We start from the raw sequence: 16285 nt of genomic DNA on the forward strand, positions 1-16285 counted from the left end.
CGGCAAAGGGTTAACGGAAGGCCGGTGCGAGCGTGCTGGTCACAGCCACTCGTTGATGGCCGCGACCAGCACGGTTGCCTCATAGCGAACGGCGAGCTTGTCGTATCTCGTGGCCACGGCCCGGTGGCGCTTTAGGCGATTGATCCCACACTCCACAGCGTGCCGCTCGCGGTAATCGGTCTTGTCGAACATCGGCGGCCGGCCGCCACGGGGGCCAAGCTACTTGCGGTTGCGGATCTGGTCTCTCTTCTCCGGGATCGTGCATCGGATCCCGCGTCGGCGTAGGTAGGCGCGGTTCCTCCGGGAGCCGTACGCCTTGTCCGCACGCACCTTGTCAGGTCGTGTGCGGGGACGTCCCAGCCCCAGCCGGGGGACTCGGATCCGTTCCAGGACCGGTTCGAACTGCGGAGAGTCCCCGCGCTGTCCGGCAGTGATCACGATCGACATGGGCTTTTGCCCTTGCTCGACTGAGAGATGGACCTTGGTGGTCAGCCCACCTCGTGAGCGCCCGAGGCCGTGGTCGTCCGGCTCGACCTCGACGCCGCCGGGTGACTCCTTCTGGAGATCCCCCTTTTGACCGCCCCGGCGGCGTGCTGATGGGCGCGGCACACCGTCGAGTCGACGCTGACATCCCAGGTGATCAGGCCGTTCTCATCGGCCTGGGCCTGCAGTTCGGTGAAGACTTGCTTCCACGTGCCGTCACGCTGCCGGCGCCGGAACAGGTCGTAGACCCGATCCCACGGCCCGTACCGCTCGGGTACATCCCGCCAGGGCGTCCCGGCCCGGGTCCGCCACCGTATGCCGTCGATCAGCTGCCGCCTCGGCCATATCGGCGGTCGACCGGACTTCTTGCCCTTCGGCAACAGCGGCTCCAGCCTGTCCCATTGCTCGTCCGTCAGATCTCCACGCGCCACAGCCCGTGATCATTCCACGACCAAGATCGACTTTCGCAACAGGCCCTAGCACGCCGACGCCGCGGACGACGGTGGTGCTGTCGGCTGGATGGGCTTCGACGGCGACGATCTCCAGCTGCATGCTGCGGATCTCGGCGTCGTGCTGTTCCATCCAGACGTTTGTCCCGCTCATCGGCTCGGCGTGTCGGGCGGGACTGTAAATCGTTCGTTTGACAGACCCTGACCACGGTGTGCCTCGCGCTGCTCAAATACGGCGTCCAACTCCGCCCCACCGTGTCCCAACCGGGCCGCCCGCGAAGGAAATGCGTTCCACCGGCCGCGCACGGGTCACGGCGTGCATCGTGACCCGTGCCGCTGCGATCTCACCGGCACCGTCGCTCACTGCGGAGGCGACGTGGGCTTGGTGGTGATCCGAGCTGCTTGAGGCGAGGTCAGCTCCGCTCAGGGCGTTCGATGGACACCTTGGGCAGTTTTCGGGCCAGCGGGGCAGGGAGCCACCAGGCCCATTTGCCGAGCATCTGCATGACGGCGGGAACGATCAGGCATCGGATGACCACGGCGTCGAGCAGGATGGCGACGGCCAGGCCGAGTCCGAACTGCTGGAGCATGCGGTCGGAGCTGAGGACGAACGCCCCGAAGACGAACATCATGATGGCTGCGGCGGCGGTGATGACCTTGCCGGTGGAAGCGAGCCCTTCGCGTACGGATCGGGAAGGGTCTTTGGTGCGGGTCCATTCTTCGTGGATGCGTGAGATGAGGAAGACCTCGTAGTCCATGGAGAGCCCGAAGACGATCGCGAAGATCAGCGCTGGAATGAAGGCTTCGATGGGGCCCGGCTGTGCTCCGAACCAGCCGTGCTGGAAGACCAGGGTGATCACGCCTAGCGCGGCGGAGATAGACAGCAGGTTCAGGATGGCGGCCTTGACCGGGATCCAGATGGACCGGAAGACCAGCAGGAGCAGGAGCGAGGACACACCGACGACGACGGCGACGAACAGGGGCAGCCGGTCGGCGAGTGTCTCGGAGACGTCCTGGGAGGCGGCCGTGGCACCGCCGACCAACACCTCGGCGCCGGTGGCGTGTTCCAGAGGCGGGGCCACATCGTCGCGCAGATGGTGGACGAGGTCCACGGTCCCCTCGTCCTGGGGAGAGGTCGCCGGGTAGACGAAGACGGTGGACAGGGCGCCGTCCGCGGAGGGCATCGCAGGGCTGGCCTCGGCGACGCCGTCGGTGGTGGCGAGCTTTGCCTGGACGGTCTTGCCGGCTTCTTGATCGCCCTTCACCAAGACGATGAGCGGACCGTTGAAGCCGGGGCCGAAACCCTGGGCGAGCAGGTCGTACGCGTGCCGCGAGGTGGTCTCCTTGGGGTCGTTGCCGGAGTCGGCGAAGCCCAGGCGCATGCCCAGTGCCGGTGCGGACAGTGCCAGGAGCGCGATCACGCCGACCAGCAGGGTCGGGATCGGACGTCGCTGTACGGCGCGTGCCATGGCGCGCCAACTGTTGCCTTCGGTCTTGCCCTTCTCGGTGGCCTTGGCCTGCTGCTTGAGTACATGGCGCTGGATGCGCTTGCCGAACAGTGCCAGCAGGGCGGGCAGCAGCACCAGAGAGGCGGCCATGGTGATCAGGACGGTGATGGCCACCGCGAGGGCGATGCCCTGCAGCGAGCCGAGCCCGAGGGCGACCAGGCCCAGCAGGGCAACGATGACCGTGCAGCCGGCGAAGAAGACCGTGCGGCCGGCGGAGTCGAGGGCCTTGCGGCCGGCCTCCGCGGGCCCGCTACCGGCCAGGAGCTCATGGCGGTAGCGGTAGAAGATCAGCAGGGCGTAGTCGACGCCGACGCCGAGGCCGACGAGCATCAGGATGGGCGGGGTGAAGTCGGCGACGGTGAAGATGTGCGAGGCCAGGGAGATCAGGCCGATGGCGCCGCCGACGGCGAACAGCGCGGTGATCAGCGGCAGTGATGCCGCCAGCAGTGAACCGAACAGCAGCACCAGGATGACCAGGGCGGCCACGATTCCGGCGAGTTCGGCAGTCGGGCCCGCCTTGTCCTCCGCATTGCGCGCGGCCTCGCCGCCCACCTCGACCTGGAGGTGCTCGGTAGCGATGCTCTGCGCGACGTCGATGATCTTGGCGACGTCCTCCTTGGGGACATCCTCCGTCTTGCCGTCCAGCGTGACGGACGCGTAGGCGACCGTGCCGTCCTTGGACACCGCTGAGGCATCGGCGAAGGGGCTGCGCACGTCGGCGACCCCCGACATCTGCTTCACCTTGGCCAGCATCGGCTCGACGCTGCCCTGGGCGCTCTTGACGCCGGCGGAGCCCTTGAAGACGATCTCGACGCTGTCGCCCGCCTGGTCGCTGCCGTGCTTCTTGAACAGGTCGGTGGCCGCCTGGGAATCGGTGCCCGGCAGCGAGAAGTCGTTCTGATATGCCGAGCCGGCAGCGGTGGAGCCCAGCGCGATGGCGGCCACGACAGCCACCCAGAGCACGATGGCGGCCCAGCGATGACGCTGCGCCCAGCCGGCCAGGGCGCCGAACCGTCCGACGGGCGCGGACGTACCGCCCTGTGGCGCAGGCGGGGCAAGGGACGCGGCGGAGCCGCGGGGGGAAGACATGATGCCTACCTCGAATTCGAGCGAGTGTTGCCTGGAGTCACCGCCACGCCCACGACCGCGCCGGCAAGAGCGGGTACACCGAGCGCCAGCCCGGCGAACACACCACCGACCGTGATCGAGAACGTTCCGGCAGCGGCGACCAGCAGAATTCCGGCAGCGGCACCCACGAGTGCGCCGACGGAGGCAGCACTGATCCGCGTGGGAGTGAGGGACGACGACATGCCCTCGAGCCTGCCCGCGAACCTTGGGCGCGGGCGTCGGCCCACGGCTGACAGTCGGCCTACACCAGCAGCGGGAGGCGACGGCCGCGCCGTACACCAGCAGATGTACGTCCCGGCTGCCGCGTACCTCTCCAGCACACAACCTCGACGCAAATGCGGACATAAAACCCGAGGCCCGTCGTGCCGCAGGCAGAATGAAGCAATGCCGCACCTCGATGTCACCCGCTTCCGCCTGCCCACAGGGCCGCGCGCCGACCTGGCGCTCGCCGGGTTCGTGCTGGTTCTGGCAGGCGTAGCCGAGGGGCAGCGACTGGGCTCGAACTGGGACGCGACCACATCCGCGATCGTCTCCTGGCTCCTGGCGACAGCGGTGTGTGCGGCGCTGCCGCTGCGCCACCGCCACCCCGTGGCGGTGGGCTGGTTCACCGTGCTCGGAACAGGCGTCTACTACCTGCTGAGCACGGTCGACGGCCCGCTCGTTTTGATCCCGATCGCCGCGCTGTACGCGCTGGCGGCCCACGGGCGGATCCAGGCGTCGGTCGCCATGGCCGCAGCGATGGTCATCGGCGTGGGCGCGGGAGCTCTGGCCGGCACCGGCGACGTGAACGGTACGGCGGTCTTCATGCTGACCGGCTGGCTGGTCGCGGTGGTGGCGCTGGGCGCGATGCGCCACGGCCGGGTCGCCTACGCCGAGGAGGAGGCGAGGCTGCGCGCCACGCAGGAGCGGCTGCGCATCGCCCGTGAACTGCACGACGTGATCGGCCACAACATGTCGATGATCCACGTGCAGGCGTCTTCCGCCCTGCACCGGATGCAGAAGGACCCCACCCAGGCGCAGGAAGCGCTGACCGCCATCAAGCAGGGCAGTAGGGACGGCCTGCAGGAACTGCGCGCCACCCTCGGTGTACTGCGTCAGGTCGACGAAGAGGCCCCCACCGCTCCCTCACCGGGTCTGTCCAGGATCGACGAGCTGGTCTCCTCAGCCGCTCGGGCGGGCCTGGACGTACGCATCGAGCAGAGTGGAGCCCACTCGCCGCTACCGGCGGCGGTGGGCCTCGCCGCCTATCGCATCGTCCAGGAATCACTGACCAACGCCGTCAAGCACAGCGACGCCCGGCACGTCGTCGTCCGGATCCACCACGGCGACCGGGAACTGACGCTCAGCGTCCAGGACGACGGGCAAGGTGCGACCCGTTCCGGGCACGGGGACGGCAGCGGGATCGCGGGCATGACGGAACGGGCGCGCGCACTGGGCGGCACGCTGAGCGCCGAGCCCGGCAGTGCGGGCGGGTTCATCGTCCGGGGCCAGCTACCGTTCTCAGACCACCACGAGCCGATCGGCGGAGCAGTTGATGATCAGGATCCTGCTGGTGGATGACCAGCGACTTGTGCGCGCCGGGATCCGCGGCATCCTCGACGACGAGGACGACCTGCACGTGGTCGCCGAGGCCGCCGACGGTCAGGCCGCCGTCGCCGCCTGCCACGAACTGCGGCCCGACGTGGTGCTGATGGACATCCGCATGCCAGTCATGGACGGACTCGAAGCCGCTCGTCGCATCGCCGACGACAAGCAGCTCGCGGCGGTGAAAGTGGTCATGCTGACGACCTTCGACCTCGACGAGTACGTGTACGGGGCCCTGCGAGCCGGCGCCACGGGATTCCTTGTCAAGGACACCGAACCGGCAGAACTTCTGCACGCGGTGCGCGTCGCCGTGCGAGGCGACGCGCTCATCAGCCCCTCCGTCACCCGCCGGCTCATCGCCGAATTCGCCAGCCGCCCGGACAGCACCCGGGAGCCCGACCAGCGCCTCGATGCCCTGACCAGCCGCGAACGTGAAGTCATGCAGCTGATCGCCGCCGGATGCACCAACGACGAAATCGCCGCCCAACTGGTGGTCTCGCCTCTGACCGCGAAGACCCACGTCAGCCGCATCATGGCCAAACTCGGCGCCCGGGACAGGTCCCAAGTCGTGGTCATGGCCTATGAGTACCGCATGGTCAGCCCCGGTTGGCTCACGGACTGAATCTCCGGCTACCGCCAAGCATCTGGCGCCGCGCCGGCCGCGCAGACGCCACCTGTCGCAGGTCCATCACTCGTCTCGCACGGCCATACTCCCGGATTCTCATAGGGGAGTGAGACTGACCATCCGGGTCACGGCGTGAGACGCTGATCGCAGCCGCAGGTCAGAGCGTCGGCGCAGGAAGCAAGCGGCGAGCCCCTACAAGGCGACCGGCAGGCGGTGGCTGAAACAACCGCGCCCGATCCGGACACTGCCGGGCATCCCTCTGGTACACATCACGCTCGTCGCCGGAGCCCTCTACCGCGTGGAGAACGCCGCCTCTGCACAGGTGAAGGTAGTGGCAACTCCGCGAGAGGCTGTCGCCGCAACTGCCGCAATCCTTCATGCAACGTAAGCCGGCCATGCCTCCCGCAGACCATGACCACGCACCCCAGGGACGCCTTCGGCACGCATCCGTGCGTTGTCGTTGTCTGGAACTGCGAGCATCAGACCCCTGTCCTCACTCCCTGCCCGGCGAGGTCCCCCGTGGATCCAGGATCCGCAGGAGAGGGGTCAGTAGATTCAGCGTCCAGGCGGTCCGGGCGGGATCTCCGTCGACGGGGCGGTTGTTGAGGGCGGTGACGGCACGGCGCAGGAGCCTGAAACCGCCGATCAGCAGCCGAGGACTCGGGCGCAAGGCGAGAACCGAGCCTGCTCGCCGCGCGAGCCCCGGCCACTGCACCTGATGAGTGAGGAGCGCTCCGAGTCTGATCGCGGCCGTGATGGGGACGCGGTTGTCCGGCAGATGCTCCCGCAGTAATTCGGGCGCCCGTTCTGCCGGCCAGGGCCGTGGCGACCGAGGCGATCACCTTATGCAGGGCCGGGGGCCGCCGCTGGTAGCGCACCGTCAGTCCGGGGACCTGCTCGACGAACGTGGTCCTCGAGCAGTCCGGGTTCTCGCAATACAGGCGGCGCACCGACACGTCGATCATCACGGGTCTACCGCCGATCGCCTCGTCGGCGACGCACCACACATACCGGCTGTGCTCCCACTCCGACGAACACCCGGAGCCCGGCAGTCCACCGGGACTCCGGCAGCCGTCCGTACCGTGATCCTGACCAGGCCCTCGCCAGCTTCCACCGCCTCGACCAGCACCGAAGCCAGACGAGGAAGCAGGACCGTCAACTCGACATCACACGCCGCCAGCCTGCCCCACCGGGCCACTCACCGAGGCCGGAACCACAAGGTCGATCACCGGCTACGAAAATCTTGGCAGAGCCTGATTCATGACACTCCCCCAAGGCTGTGACGGCCTCGTCGGAAGATCTTTAAAAGGCGATCGATTCTTGAAGTAACGAGGTCTGCGGCGCGGGGATCCCGCAGTTGGGCTCAGCTGGGCGGTGCAGGCGAGTGGTCCAGTACTCCGATCACAAGGTGGCCTCCACCAGCACCATAGCCCGCAGTGCGCTGCGGGCATCTGCCGAATCTGCGGAGGAAGCCGGCTGGCTACACACCCTGTGCGTCCGTGACAACCGGCCGTGACGTGCAAGTTGAGGACTCCGCCAGTAGCTACTACCGTTGATAAAAGGAGAGTTCAATCCGAGTTACGCTGTAACAATTTCAACGAAGTGCCAGTTGGTGCATCATGATGATCTGGCCGGATTTCGGTTTTACCCAAAGTCCCTATGACACTCACTCTCTCCCCCCGACAGCGACAGGGGAAAGGCTGCTAGTGGGGCGAGAGCGTCACATACGACGCTTGATCAATCGACTGGCCTCATCTTCGAGTCACGTCACGATAGAAGGTGAGGCCGGTGCGGGAAAGACGAGCCTCATAACCATAGCTAACTATCGAATGAAGCGGAATAGTGACAAGGCCAGGAGCCCGCTTCTATTGCCCCTTGGGGAAGAATTTCAGCTCACCACGAAAGATGGTGTGGCGGCTCTCGAATTTAAGATTTATCGGGCGATGGCGGAAGCGTTCATTCGATACAGAGACGAATTGCACGAATGGGGCTATGACGCGCCTAAAGTGAGAGACGTAAACAAGTGGATGAATTCACCTACAGTCAAGTCGATATCCGCTGGGGCTTCAATCGCCGGCGTTGGTGTGACGGGTGCCAGGAGTGAATCCGTGAACACTTCAGTCGCATTTGCGGAAACAGGTCTTGCTAAGACGGTTCGAAACTGGATGCGCACATGCTTCGATCCGCCGGAGTGCGGATACTTCGTCTGCGTATTGGACAATTTGGAGCTTCTGGTCAGCTCCACTTCAGCGCGACAGGCGCTCGAGGAAATGCGCGACACGATCCTCGCCGAACCAGGCTTGAAGTGGGTTATCTGCGGCGCACGAGGGGTGGTGCGCACAGCGGCGGCCTCGCCTCGGCTCCAAGGCCGCTTGTGTCACCCGATCGACGTGGATCCGTTGCCCATGGATGATGCGATAAAAGCCCTTGAGGCCAGGGTCGGGGAGTACTCGATAGGCGGGACACCTCCGGTCGGCCTCATTGGTTTTCAGTATCTCTACGAGATACTGAAATGCAATCTCAGGAACGCCCTCCAGAAGTGCGAGGATTTCAGTTTTTGGCTGCATGATGAGGGTATCTTGGATGCGGATGATTTGGAAAACGTTGCGCTACTGGAATCCTGGTTGACGCTCCGTTCGGACGAATATGCAAACAACCCCAACATTTCAACGGTCGACTGGAGGCTCCTGGATGAAATGGTCGATAATGGGGGGTCTTGTAATTTTGAAGACTTCAAGTCCTTCAATTTTTCGGAGGCCCGAGAAATGAAGCGACATGCAGAGGAGCTTGAGCGTCAAAATTTGATTGAAATGACCCCTGGGGATATGGGAATGGATGCGGCCGTCGTAGCTCCCAATGGGTGGCTCGCTCGATTTTCGAGATCTGGGTATAAAATTCCACGCAGCTGAGCGACATCTCAGTTTGAGCCTGCGAACGAGTCAAAAGGACCTTATCGCGTTACGAGCTCATAGGATTTCCCAATGCGTGCGTACCGGAGCGACATCCTTGAACCGGCCCGTCACGCAGACCTGTAGCGGACGCCGACGACGCCCGTGCACCGCATCCACGTACGACAATTCGACGCAGGGCCCCGCCTGATCCACCCCAGCCGGTACACAGGGCTTCGGCGTAGTCGGCGGGCGCCCGTTTTGTGATCATGCGAGGCCGAGGAGTGCGAGAGGTCGGCGGGCGTCGCGTGCGTTGCGACGGAGGCCGGCGGCGATGTTCTTGACGCCGCTCAGGCGGAGGGCACCGATGGCGAGGTTGCGCCAGGTCGCCATCGCGCGGGGTGCGTTGCCGGTCCGCAGCTGTGAGGTGTCCTCGGCGAAGGTGGTGTCGCGGACGTGGTGCATGGCCTCGATCTTCCAGTGGTCGCGGATCAGTCTCGCGAGTTGGACGGGGGTGGCCTGTTCGGCGGTCAGGCTGGTGACTGCATAGACGGTCGTGATGGTGGTCTTGTCGGTCTTGCGGTCGGTGCGACGGCGCTTGATCTGGATGGCCTGGCGGGCGCCGGGGAAGAGCAAGTTGTTCACGGTGGCGACCTTGATCCGGCGGATCTCCGCGCGTCCGTGTCCGGTGCCCCGGGTGCGGCCCTGGAAGGGGATGTCCTTCCAGGGAAGGGACTTCAGCTGCTTGCGCAGCTTCTTCTGGTTGCCCTTGACGATCGCGATGTAATGGGCCCCGCAGCTCAGGAGGTAGGTGGCGTGCTCGCGTTGCGTATGGAGCGCGTCGCTGGTGACCACGGTTGTGGCCAGGTCGGCGACCGTGTCGAGCAGCGGCTGGAAGCGGGTGACCTCACCGGTCTTCTCGCCGACGTCGAGCTGGGCCAGGACCAGCCCGGTGCTGTGCTCCACCGCGGCAAGCAGATGGATCCTCCTCCCCTGGGCCTTCGCCGCACCGCGCAGGGACTTGCCGTCCACGGACAGTCCGCGCAGCCCAGTGCTCTCGGGCCGGCGGTCGGCGAGCCATCCGCCCACCGCCCTGTCCAGGGCGTCACCGTCGATGCGGGCGAGCAGCCGGCGGAGCGTCGCCTCCGAGGGCACCAGCCTCCGGGGCAGTACCGGATCGGGGCGCACGCCGAGTCGCTCCAGCACGTGCGGCGGCGCGTCCGCGATCCACTCGCCGACCGCCAGCAGCGACGTCGCGCCGGTCAGCACCGCGCACGCGGTCAGCGTGAGCACGACAGCCAGGGCATGGCGTACACCGCGCGGATCGCGCGGATCCGGCACCTGAGCCAGCCGCTCCAGCAGGCCGGGAACCTCCCCGGGCTCGACGTCGGACTGCTCGCGGAGCCGGTCAAGGGCAGGCGGAATCAGGGGTGATGCGTCGGCAGGCACGGTCTTCCAGGCAGGTCACGGGGTGTAGAGCACTCCATGATCACGGGAACCTTCCCTGCATCGTCCCCCGGTCACAGCAACGACGCAGCCCCGCCTGCCACCCAGGCCTGCCAGACACGACGGGTGTTCGGCAGGTCAGGGCGGTCAAGGAGCCAGAGCACATACCCGGCATGGCACCGGGCCCACGGACTGTCCGAGTCGACTGCCCGATCGAGCCTGCCCCGTAGGTCAGCGCTGTCGACAGCCCGGGCCACCCGCACGTATTCACGATCCTTGCAGCGATACGCCCGGTGGACGACGAGCTCGACCAGGTCGGTGAGCTTCGCCTTGATCGCCTCCTCCTGGGCAGCACGGGCCACCTTACGGATCAGGCTCTCCTTCGTACCCCATGCCTTCGCATGCAGCGTCCACTCCAGCGGGTACCTCGCCTCCCACTCCAGGAAGAGCAACGCATAGGGCAGCCCCGGCCACGTCGCCAGATCCCCGCCCACAGGGCTATTCCACACCCCGTCAGGCAGCGAACGCTTCTGGGCTTGCCATTGCCTCTGGAGTGCCTGTCGAAAGGCCGGCTCCCGGTACTGCTCGTCCGCTCCCAGGGGCTGCGTCAGCCGCCACATCTCCCTGGACCGGTCGACCGCGTCCGTGACCTTCCTCTGGGCCTCGGCCAGATGGACGAGCGCTGCACCTCTCGCAGCCGGATCCTCCGCGATGAGCCCGAACGCCCAACCCAGTCGCTCAGCCCATGCACAAGCGTCGTCCGCATCTGTACCTGCCTCTTCAGCCACGCACGGGATCATCTCCTAGCGCAGTCGGCTCGCTCCACCCGACGGTGCGGTGGGAGACGCAAGGGCTCCCGGGCGCAACAGACGTGAGCAGAAACCGCCCGCTCTCCCTCTCTTCATCTCAAGTGATTACAGAACGGACGCCCGCCGACTACGCCGAAGCCCTGAGCCGGTACAGCCATCAAGCACCCCCAGCGCAGTCACCGCGCGCCTAGGTTCGCTGAGACAGAAGGTCGAACGACTTGGTTCGTTGAGAAAGCGACTCGATTGAGTGAGACGGGACACTGGATCTGCCGGGCGACATCATTTTCCCTGTTCCGTCTCAGGCGATGTGGTCCTGGTATCAATTGATCTGGTTCGACTCGCCCGTCGTCTCAGGTGATCTGGACCATCGAAGCCTGGTCGTCGCTCATTGCGGTGTACGACCTCGTCGCCGGCCGCGTCGCAGCCGAGGATCATCGGCTGCTGTTCCTCGCTGATGCCGACTCCCTCCAAGGTCCACAGATCGTGGTGGTTGAGCGGGGCCGCCTTGAGTGTGCCGGTGGTCCAGCCGGCGGGCACGGCCGGCTCGGGGCGTTCCCCCACTCCGGTCCGTTGAGCAACTGATCACGGTCGCGGCGGGCGGCGGTGTAACGCCGCACCGGTTTCACCACCGCCGGCACCCCTGAGAACGCTCTGAAACCGCGCTGAATGGGGGGTCGCCCACGCTCTGCGGCATGACGACGACGGCCCCGACAGGGGCAGCGGACCGGGAGGGGATCACTATGAACGGCCTGCGACTGATCCGTCGGCACACGGCGGCCTTCGGCCGCTTCGCCGGGCTGGGCAGCGGAGTCACCCTGGCGGCCTCGGCGGCCCTGGTCCTGCTTTCGCAGTGGATCCCGTGGATGGCGGCGAACGCACTGACCACCGTCGCCTCCACCGTGGTCGCCACCGAGCTGCACGCCCGCATCTCGTTCGGCCACGGACGGCCCGGTCTGGCCGGCCACCTGAAGAGCGCGGCCACCATCGCCGCCGGCTGGCTGGTCACCTCCGCAGCGGTCAGCTCGCTGACCGCGCTCCACCCCGGCGCCGGACTCGTCCTGCAGCAGACGGTGTATCTGTCTGCCACCGCGCTCGTCGGGATCGGCCGCTATCTCGTGCTGCGGCTGGCCGTGTTCACGGAGCGCGCCCCGCAGCCCCGGACCGGCGGCGGCGTCCGGTTGCGGGCGGCGTACGACGCCGCGGCATGAGGGCCGGCGGGGAAAGTACTGCGGCCCGGGGGTCGGGGCGGGCGGCTCGTCGGCAGTAGCGAATGGACGTGCGGCTGGCCGTCGGCCTCACGGGTCGACGGCGAGGCCGGACGCGTCGGCCCGTCCCGCAAGGCGGCGGCTGTCGGGGTGGATCAGGTCGCGGGTGCCGGCGAAGACCGTGAGCGGGGGAGGGGCTGCGAGCCCTGCTGGCCTGAGCCGATCCACATCGCGCAGCGCGGACACCGACCCGACGACGAGCGGACCCGTGCACCCAACGTGATCTGATCTCCGGTCCTCTCCACCAACTCGACCACCACACCGGCCAGATGAGGAAGAACCTCCTGTAATCCCCCTGAGGCGCACACCCAGGAGATACCTGCCACAAATCGACTCCGCCACGTGATCAGCGACAGAGCCCTTGAGCCCGTACTTCGCTCTGCACATGAGCTAGAACGCCCACACATGAGGCCGCTGACCGGTGTTTCGTACGCGGCGATGGTCCACTTCGGGTCACGGGATTGGGCGTCGTGGTCGAAGCGGGCGCGCAGGGTGAGCGATTCGTGGTTGGCGATAGTGCTGTTGTCGTCCCAGGTCTGTTCCCTGTCAAGCTCTGCGTGTTGAGCTGCTGTCGGCCTGTGCCACTGGCCCAGGTCTTGGTTCCTCCATGGTCACGCAGGGCTACACGAGATGCCGCGGAGGAGCGGTCTACCTTTGATCTTGGTCAGTGCTCCGCCGTTTACGGCGGGGGTGAAGGCCATCTCGGAACTGCTCTGACCCAAACGTGAGCACGGGTCCGCTGTGTTGTCCTCAGAGGGCAGGGCGCTGTTGGTTCTCGATGTACTGCTTGACGACGGTCAGTGGTGCTCCACCGCAGGACCCGGCGAAGTAGGAGCCGGACCAGAAGTGACCGCCCCACAGGTGCCGGCGCACATGCGCGTCGTATTCCTGGCGGAGTCTTCGCGAGCTGACGCCCTTGAGGCTGTTGACCAGCTTGGAGAGCTGCACAGTGGGCGGGTAGTGCACAAGCAGGTGGACATGGTCCTGCTCGCCGTTGAACTGTTTCAGCTCGGCCTCGAAGTCCTGGCAGACGTTGCGCATGATCTCTTCGGTGCGAGCCAGCATGGCGTCGGTGAATGCCTCGCGGCGGTACTTGGTGACGAAAACCAAGTGGGCGTGCAGATTGTTGACAACGTGACGACCGGTGCGTACGTCGGGATTTGGATTCCAGCGTGGTGACATAAGCCAACTGTAGTAGAGTGACTGTCGTGAGCGAACATGGCCTGGACAAGCGGCAGTTCGGGCATCGCGCCCGACTGGCACTGTCCCCCGCATGTGAGCTCAAGGCCGACGCCCAGGCACACGCTGCCCGCACAATGTGGAATCTCCTCCACGCGTGGTGGCAGATGATGCCGAAGGAAAAGCGGACGCTCGCGAGCGCGGATGCCGCGATCCGCCAGGCCCGTAAGGACATCGACTTCCTCGCAGTGCTCCCGGCCCAGGCCGCGCAGGCCGTGTTGAAGACGTACTTCCAGGCGTGGAAGAACTGCTGGGACGGCCGGTCGGATGCCCCGAACTTCAAGTGCCGCCTCCGGTCGGTGATGTCCGTGGACATCCCACAGGGACGGGACCTGAACATCGTCCGTGTGCACCGCCGCTGGGGCATGGCCAACATCCCCAAGGTGGGCCGGGTCCGGTTCCGCTGGACCAAAGACCTCCCCGTGGGCAAGCACTCCGACCAAGAGAACCGCATCACCGGCGCGCGGCTGGTCAAAGACGCGCTCGGCTGGCACATCGCATTCCGCGTCCAGATCCTCGAATCCAGGCCCGGGCCTCACCAGGGACCGGAGGTCGGCATCGACGTGGGCGTCACCGTGCCCCTCGCCCTCTCCGACGGCAGCACCAAGAACCACGGCGAGTGGCTGACCAAGCAGGAGCAGTCCAAACTCCTGCGACTGGAGCAGCGCGCCGCCCAGCGCAAGCAACACCGCAAACCCGGGACGCGAACCAGCCGCCGTCTGCACCACACCTATGACCAGATCGCAGGACTTCGCGCGAAAGCCAAGCGCCGGGCCTTGGACTGGCAGCACCAGACGACCACCGCCATCGCCCAGCAGTACGGCACGGTGGTGGTCGAAGCACTCACCATCACGAACATGGTCAAGTCCGCCAGGGGCACCGTCGAGTTGCCGGGAAGGAACGTCGCCCAGAAGTCAGGGCTGAACCGCTCCATCACCGGCGAAGCGTGGGGCCGTACGGTCACGATGCTGACGTACAAGACCGCCCAGTACGGCGGCACCCTGCGCAAGGTCCCGGCCCCCAACACGTCACGGCGCTGTTCCACGTGCGGCTTCATCACGCCCGGAAGCCGGGAGAACCAGGCCACGTTCGTGTGCAAGAACCCGGACTGCGGCTGGTCGGGCAACGCCGACCACAACGCAGCCCGGAACGTCTTGCACCTGTACCGGATGGGCCTCGCGCTCATCCCGGCTGCCGGGAGGGCAGTCGTCAGGCGCGCGAAGCGCGTCAAGCCCGCTGCCGCGAGGTAAGCAGGAATCTCCCGGCTTCAGCCGGGAGAGCACTTCAAAGCTGGCAAAGCAAGGTGAGTGAGCGGGTGCCGGTGCCGCGGTGGGTAGTGAGGCAATGCGGGGCGCGCTGACGGATATGCACGTATGTGGCGCGACGGGCAAGGCGGCGCGACCGGCAACGAGCGCGGCCTCTGTCACCTGTGGTGCCACTACACTGCGCCTGGCGCCACAGGACACACACCAACTGGCCGAAAGCGAACGGGGAGCGGCATGGCTACGGGGGGATGGGGGCCGGGAAACGGCCCGGGTCAGCCTGGCGGCAACGGGCCGGGAGGTCAGGGCGGCTGGGGCGCTCCCTACGGACCACCGCAGGGCGGCCCGTACGGTCCGCCACCACCGAATCCGGGCCCGTACCCGAACCAGCCTCCGTACCCCTACGGCCCCCAGCCCACGAGGCCCGCCGCCCGGCGCCGCCGCGGCTGCCTGTCGTTCGTCTCTCCCTTCGGGCTCGTCGGCGCGATCCTTCGCTCCGCGCACCGCGTTGCCTCCAGGCTCTTCGCGCACGCGGGTGACGGCCGGATCGAGGACCGCACCGTGGACCGCGTCCAGATGGCCCGCACGGTGCTCGGTGCCGCCGCCACCATCGCCCTGATCCTCGCCTACAACGTGGATCCGAACCGCTGGCAGGACGCGGCGTACGGGGGTGCCGCTCAACTCATCGTCGCCCCGTTCGTGCTGATCATCGCCGCGCCCCTGGTCATCATCGGATTCATCTACTACGCGCCTCCGCACCTGCGGCCGCATCTGCGCTCCCGGCTGCGTGCTCCGCTCAAGGCGGTCGGCTGGTACGTGCTGACGCTGGTCGTGATGGGCGGAATCCTCGTCCCGACGGCCCTGACCGTCGACGCCGACGACGGGAAGAGCTGGTGGGAGTACGTACTGGCCGTCGCCTCGCTGATCGTGATCGTGTGGGGTTTTCCCTTCTTCTTCATGGCGTCGCTGTACTCGGCCCGCAGCGCCTTCAACAGCGCCCAGGTCCACCCGATGCTGCCGCCCGTCCTCACCCTGACGCTGGTGTGGGTGTTCGCGGCCTTCAGCCTGATCGGCGACGGCATGCCGGGGGGCCCGCCCGTCGTCCAGTTCTGCTCCACGCTGGGCGGGCCGCTGTCGGTGACCGTTGTCGCGCTGTGGGAACTGCGGCGGATGAGGACCCGTTTCGGAGTCACCCTGCGCGCCTGATCCGGCTTTGGCGGGGCCCGCTCCCAGGTAAAGCGCGGACCTTCGGTGAAGGGGGTGTGAGGGTTCTCAGGGACAAAGCCGGGCGTGCCGGCCTGGAGGTGTGGCTGGCTGGTGGTTCAGCACTCGCAGGTCGGCCGTTACTCGTACCGGTACTTCAGCGAGTCCACCTCCGCCCGTTCGATGTCGGCGATCGTCAGCTCCGGCATCCGCAGTTGGGCCAGCGTCACCTCGGCCGAGGTCGGCTGGGCGTTGGCCGTCAGCCACTGCTCGGGCCCGCCGGCCATCTCCGGGTTTCGCCAGCCGAGGGGCTGGCGGAGCAGGCCCGTACAGCCTCGTGTGATCATGGGATCAAGCGGTGGCGGCTGTATCTGACGGAGGAGCAGATGGAGTCGG

The 16285-nt window shown here is 66.7% G+C and carries 12 protein-coding genes and 3 pseudogenes; 6 read left to right on the forward strand and 9 right to left on the reverse strand.

Features of this window, described 5'->3' with window-relative positions:
• Nucleotides 1-39: 39 nt before the first annotated feature.
• The 3 genes and pseudogenes from OG975_RS47505 to OG975_RS47515 all read right to left on the reverse strand — a co-directional run bounded on the left by OG975_RS47505 (nt 40) and on the right by OG975_RS47515 (nt 3750).
• Nucleotides 40-914, reverse strand: a pseudogene (locus OG975_RS47505) (IS5 family transposase).
• Between the two features lie 431 nt (nt 915-1345).
• The gene (locus tag OG975_RS47510) at nt 1346-3529 is read right to left on the reverse strand and encodes an MMPL family transporter (RefSeq protein ID WP_406336025.1); all 2184 of its coding nucleotides are present in this window, start codon (nt 3527-3529) and stop codon (nt 1346-1348) included.
• A 5-nt stretch (nt 3530-3534) separates the two neighbouring features.
• The gene (locus OG975_RS47515) at nt 3535-3750 is read right to left on the reverse strand and encodes a hypothetical protein (protein ID WP_406336026.1); all 216 of its coding nucleotides are present in this window, start codon (nt 3748-3750) and stop codon (nt 3535-3537) included.
• 202 nt (nt 3751-3952) lie between these two features.
• On the opposite strand from OG975_RS47515, the gene OG975_RS47520 reads away from it, so the two are divergent.
• Complete coding sequence (locus tag OG975_RS47520; protein ID WP_406336028.1) at nt 3953-5128, forward strand: sensor histidine kinase; 1176 nt, start codon at nt 3953-3955, stop codon at nt 5126-5128.
• Complete coding sequence (locus OG975_RS47525) at nt 5103-5774, forward strand: response regulator (protein ID WP_406336030.1); 672 nt, start codon at nt 5103-5105, stop codon at nt 5772-5774. Before OG975_RS47520 ends, OG975_RS47525 begins: the two co-directional genes overlap by 26 nt.
• A 496-nt stretch (nt 5775-6270) precedes the next feature.
• On the opposite strand, the gene OG975_RS47530 is transcribed toward OG975_RS47525, so the two are convergent.
• On the reverse strand, nt 6271-6447 hold the full coding sequence (locus OG975_RS47530) for a hypothetical protein (protein WP_406336031.1): 177 nt from the start codon (nt 6445-6447) through the stop codon (nt 6271-6273).
• A gap of 1063 nt (nt 6448-7510) precedes the next feature.
• On the opposite strand from OG975_RS47530, the gene OG975_RS47535 reads away from it, so the two are divergent.
• A complete protein-coding gene (locus tag OG975_RS47535; RefSeq protein WP_406336032.1) occupies nt 7511-8686 on the forward strand; it encodes a hypothetical protein in 1176 nt (391 codons plus the stop codon).
• Between the two features lie 246 nt (nt 8687-8932).
• On the opposite strand, the gene OG975_RS47540 is transcribed toward OG975_RS47535, so the two are convergent.
• The 3 genes and pseudogenes from OG975_RS47540 to OG975_RS47550 form a co-directional block, all read right to left on the reverse strand.
• Entirely contained in the window at nt 8933-10114 is a 1182-nt protein-coding gene (locus tag OG975_RS47540) for an ISAs1 family transposase (RefSeq protein ID WP_406336033.1), read from the reverse strand.
• A 71-nt stretch (nt 10115-10185) separates the two neighbouring features.
• Entirely contained in the window at nt 10186-10899 is a 714-nt protein-coding gene (locus OG975_RS47545) for a hypothetical protein (protein WP_406336034.1), read from the reverse strand.
• Between the two features lie 405 nt (nt 10900-11304).
• Nucleotides 11305-11537 (reverse strand): annotated as a pseudogene (locus tag OG975_RS47550) (Zn-dependent oxidoreductase); the annotation flags it as partial.
• Between the two features lie 123 nt (nt 11538-11660).
• Between OG975_RS47550 and OG975_RS47555 the strand changes: the two are divergent.
• Nucleotides 11661-12128, forward strand: coding sequence for a hypothetical protein (locus OG975_RS47555; RefSeq protein WP_406336770.1), 468 nt, complete (start codon nt 11661-11663; stop codon nt 12126-12128).
• A gap of 807 nt (nt 12129-12935) precedes the next feature.
• Here the strand turns inward: OG975_RS47555 and tnpA are convergent.
• Nucleotides 12936-13367, reverse strand: a complete 432-nt coding sequence (gene tnpA, locus OG975_RS47560; RefSeq protein ID WP_327426066.1) for an IS200/IS605 family transposase — start codon at nt 13365-13367, stop codon at nt 12936-12938.
• A 26-nt stretch (nt 13368-13393) separates the two neighbouring features.
• Between tnpA and OG975_RS47565 the strand changes: the two genes are divergently transcribed.
• Complete coding sequence (locus OG975_RS47565; RefSeq protein WP_406336035.1) at nt 13394-14674, forward strand: RNA-guided endonuclease InsQ/TnpB family protein; 1281 nt, start codon at nt 13394-13396, stop codon at nt 14672-14674.
• 249 nt (nt 14675-14923) lie between these two features.
• Nucleotides 14924-15892 carry a hypothetical protein gene (locus OG975_RS47570; RefSeq protein ID WP_406336036.1) on the forward strand — a complete coding sequence of 323 codons (969 nt, stop codon included), beginning with the start codon at nt 14924-14926 and terminating at the stop codon, nt 15890-15892.
• Between the two features lie 137 nt (nt 15893-16029).
• Here the strand turns inward: OG975_RS47570 and OG975_RS47575 are convergent.
• Nucleotides 16030-16164 (reverse strand): annotated as a pseudogene (locus tag OG975_RS47575) (pyridoxamine 5'-phosphate oxidase); the annotation flags it as partial.
• Between the last annotated feature and the right edge of the window lie 121 nt (nt 16165-16285).

Source organism: Streptomyces sp. NBC_00203 (assembly GCF_045206325.1).
GTDB classification, from domain to species: domain Bacteria; phylum Actinomycetota; class Actinomycetes; order Streptomycetales; family Streptomycetaceae; genus Streptomyces; species Streptomyces lutosisoli.

Bases quoted from the DNA above. Each gene is read 5' to 3' on its own strand.
- OG975_RS47510 (WP_406336025.1), bottom strand. From the start codon at position 3,529: ATGTCTTCCCCCCGCGGCTCCGCCGCGTCCCTTGCCCCGCCTGCGCCA.
- OG975_RS47515 (WP_406336026.1), bottom strand. From the start codon at position 3,750: ATGTCGTCGTCCCTCACTCCCACGCGGATCAGTGCTGCCTCCGTCGGC.
- OG975_RS47520 (WP_406336028.1), top strand. From the start codon at position 3,953: ATGCCGCACCTCGATGTCACCCGCTTCCGCCTGCCCACAGGGCCGCGC.
- OG975_RS47525 (WP_406336030.1), top strand. From the start codon at position 5,103: ATGATCAGGATCCTGCTGGTGGATGACCAGCGACTTGTGCGCGCCGGG.
- OG975_RS47555 (WP_406336770.1), top strand. From the start codon at position 11,661: ATGAACGGCCTGCGACTGATCCGTCGGCACACGGCGGCCTTCGGCCGC.
- tnpA (WP_327426066.1), bottom strand. From the start codon at position 13,367: ATGTCACCACGCTGGAATCCAAATCCCGACGTACGCACCGGTCGTCAC.
- OG975_RS47570 (WP_406336036.1), top strand. From the start codon at position 14,924: ATGGCTACGGGGGGATGGGGGCCGGGAAACGGCCCGGGTCAGCCTGGC.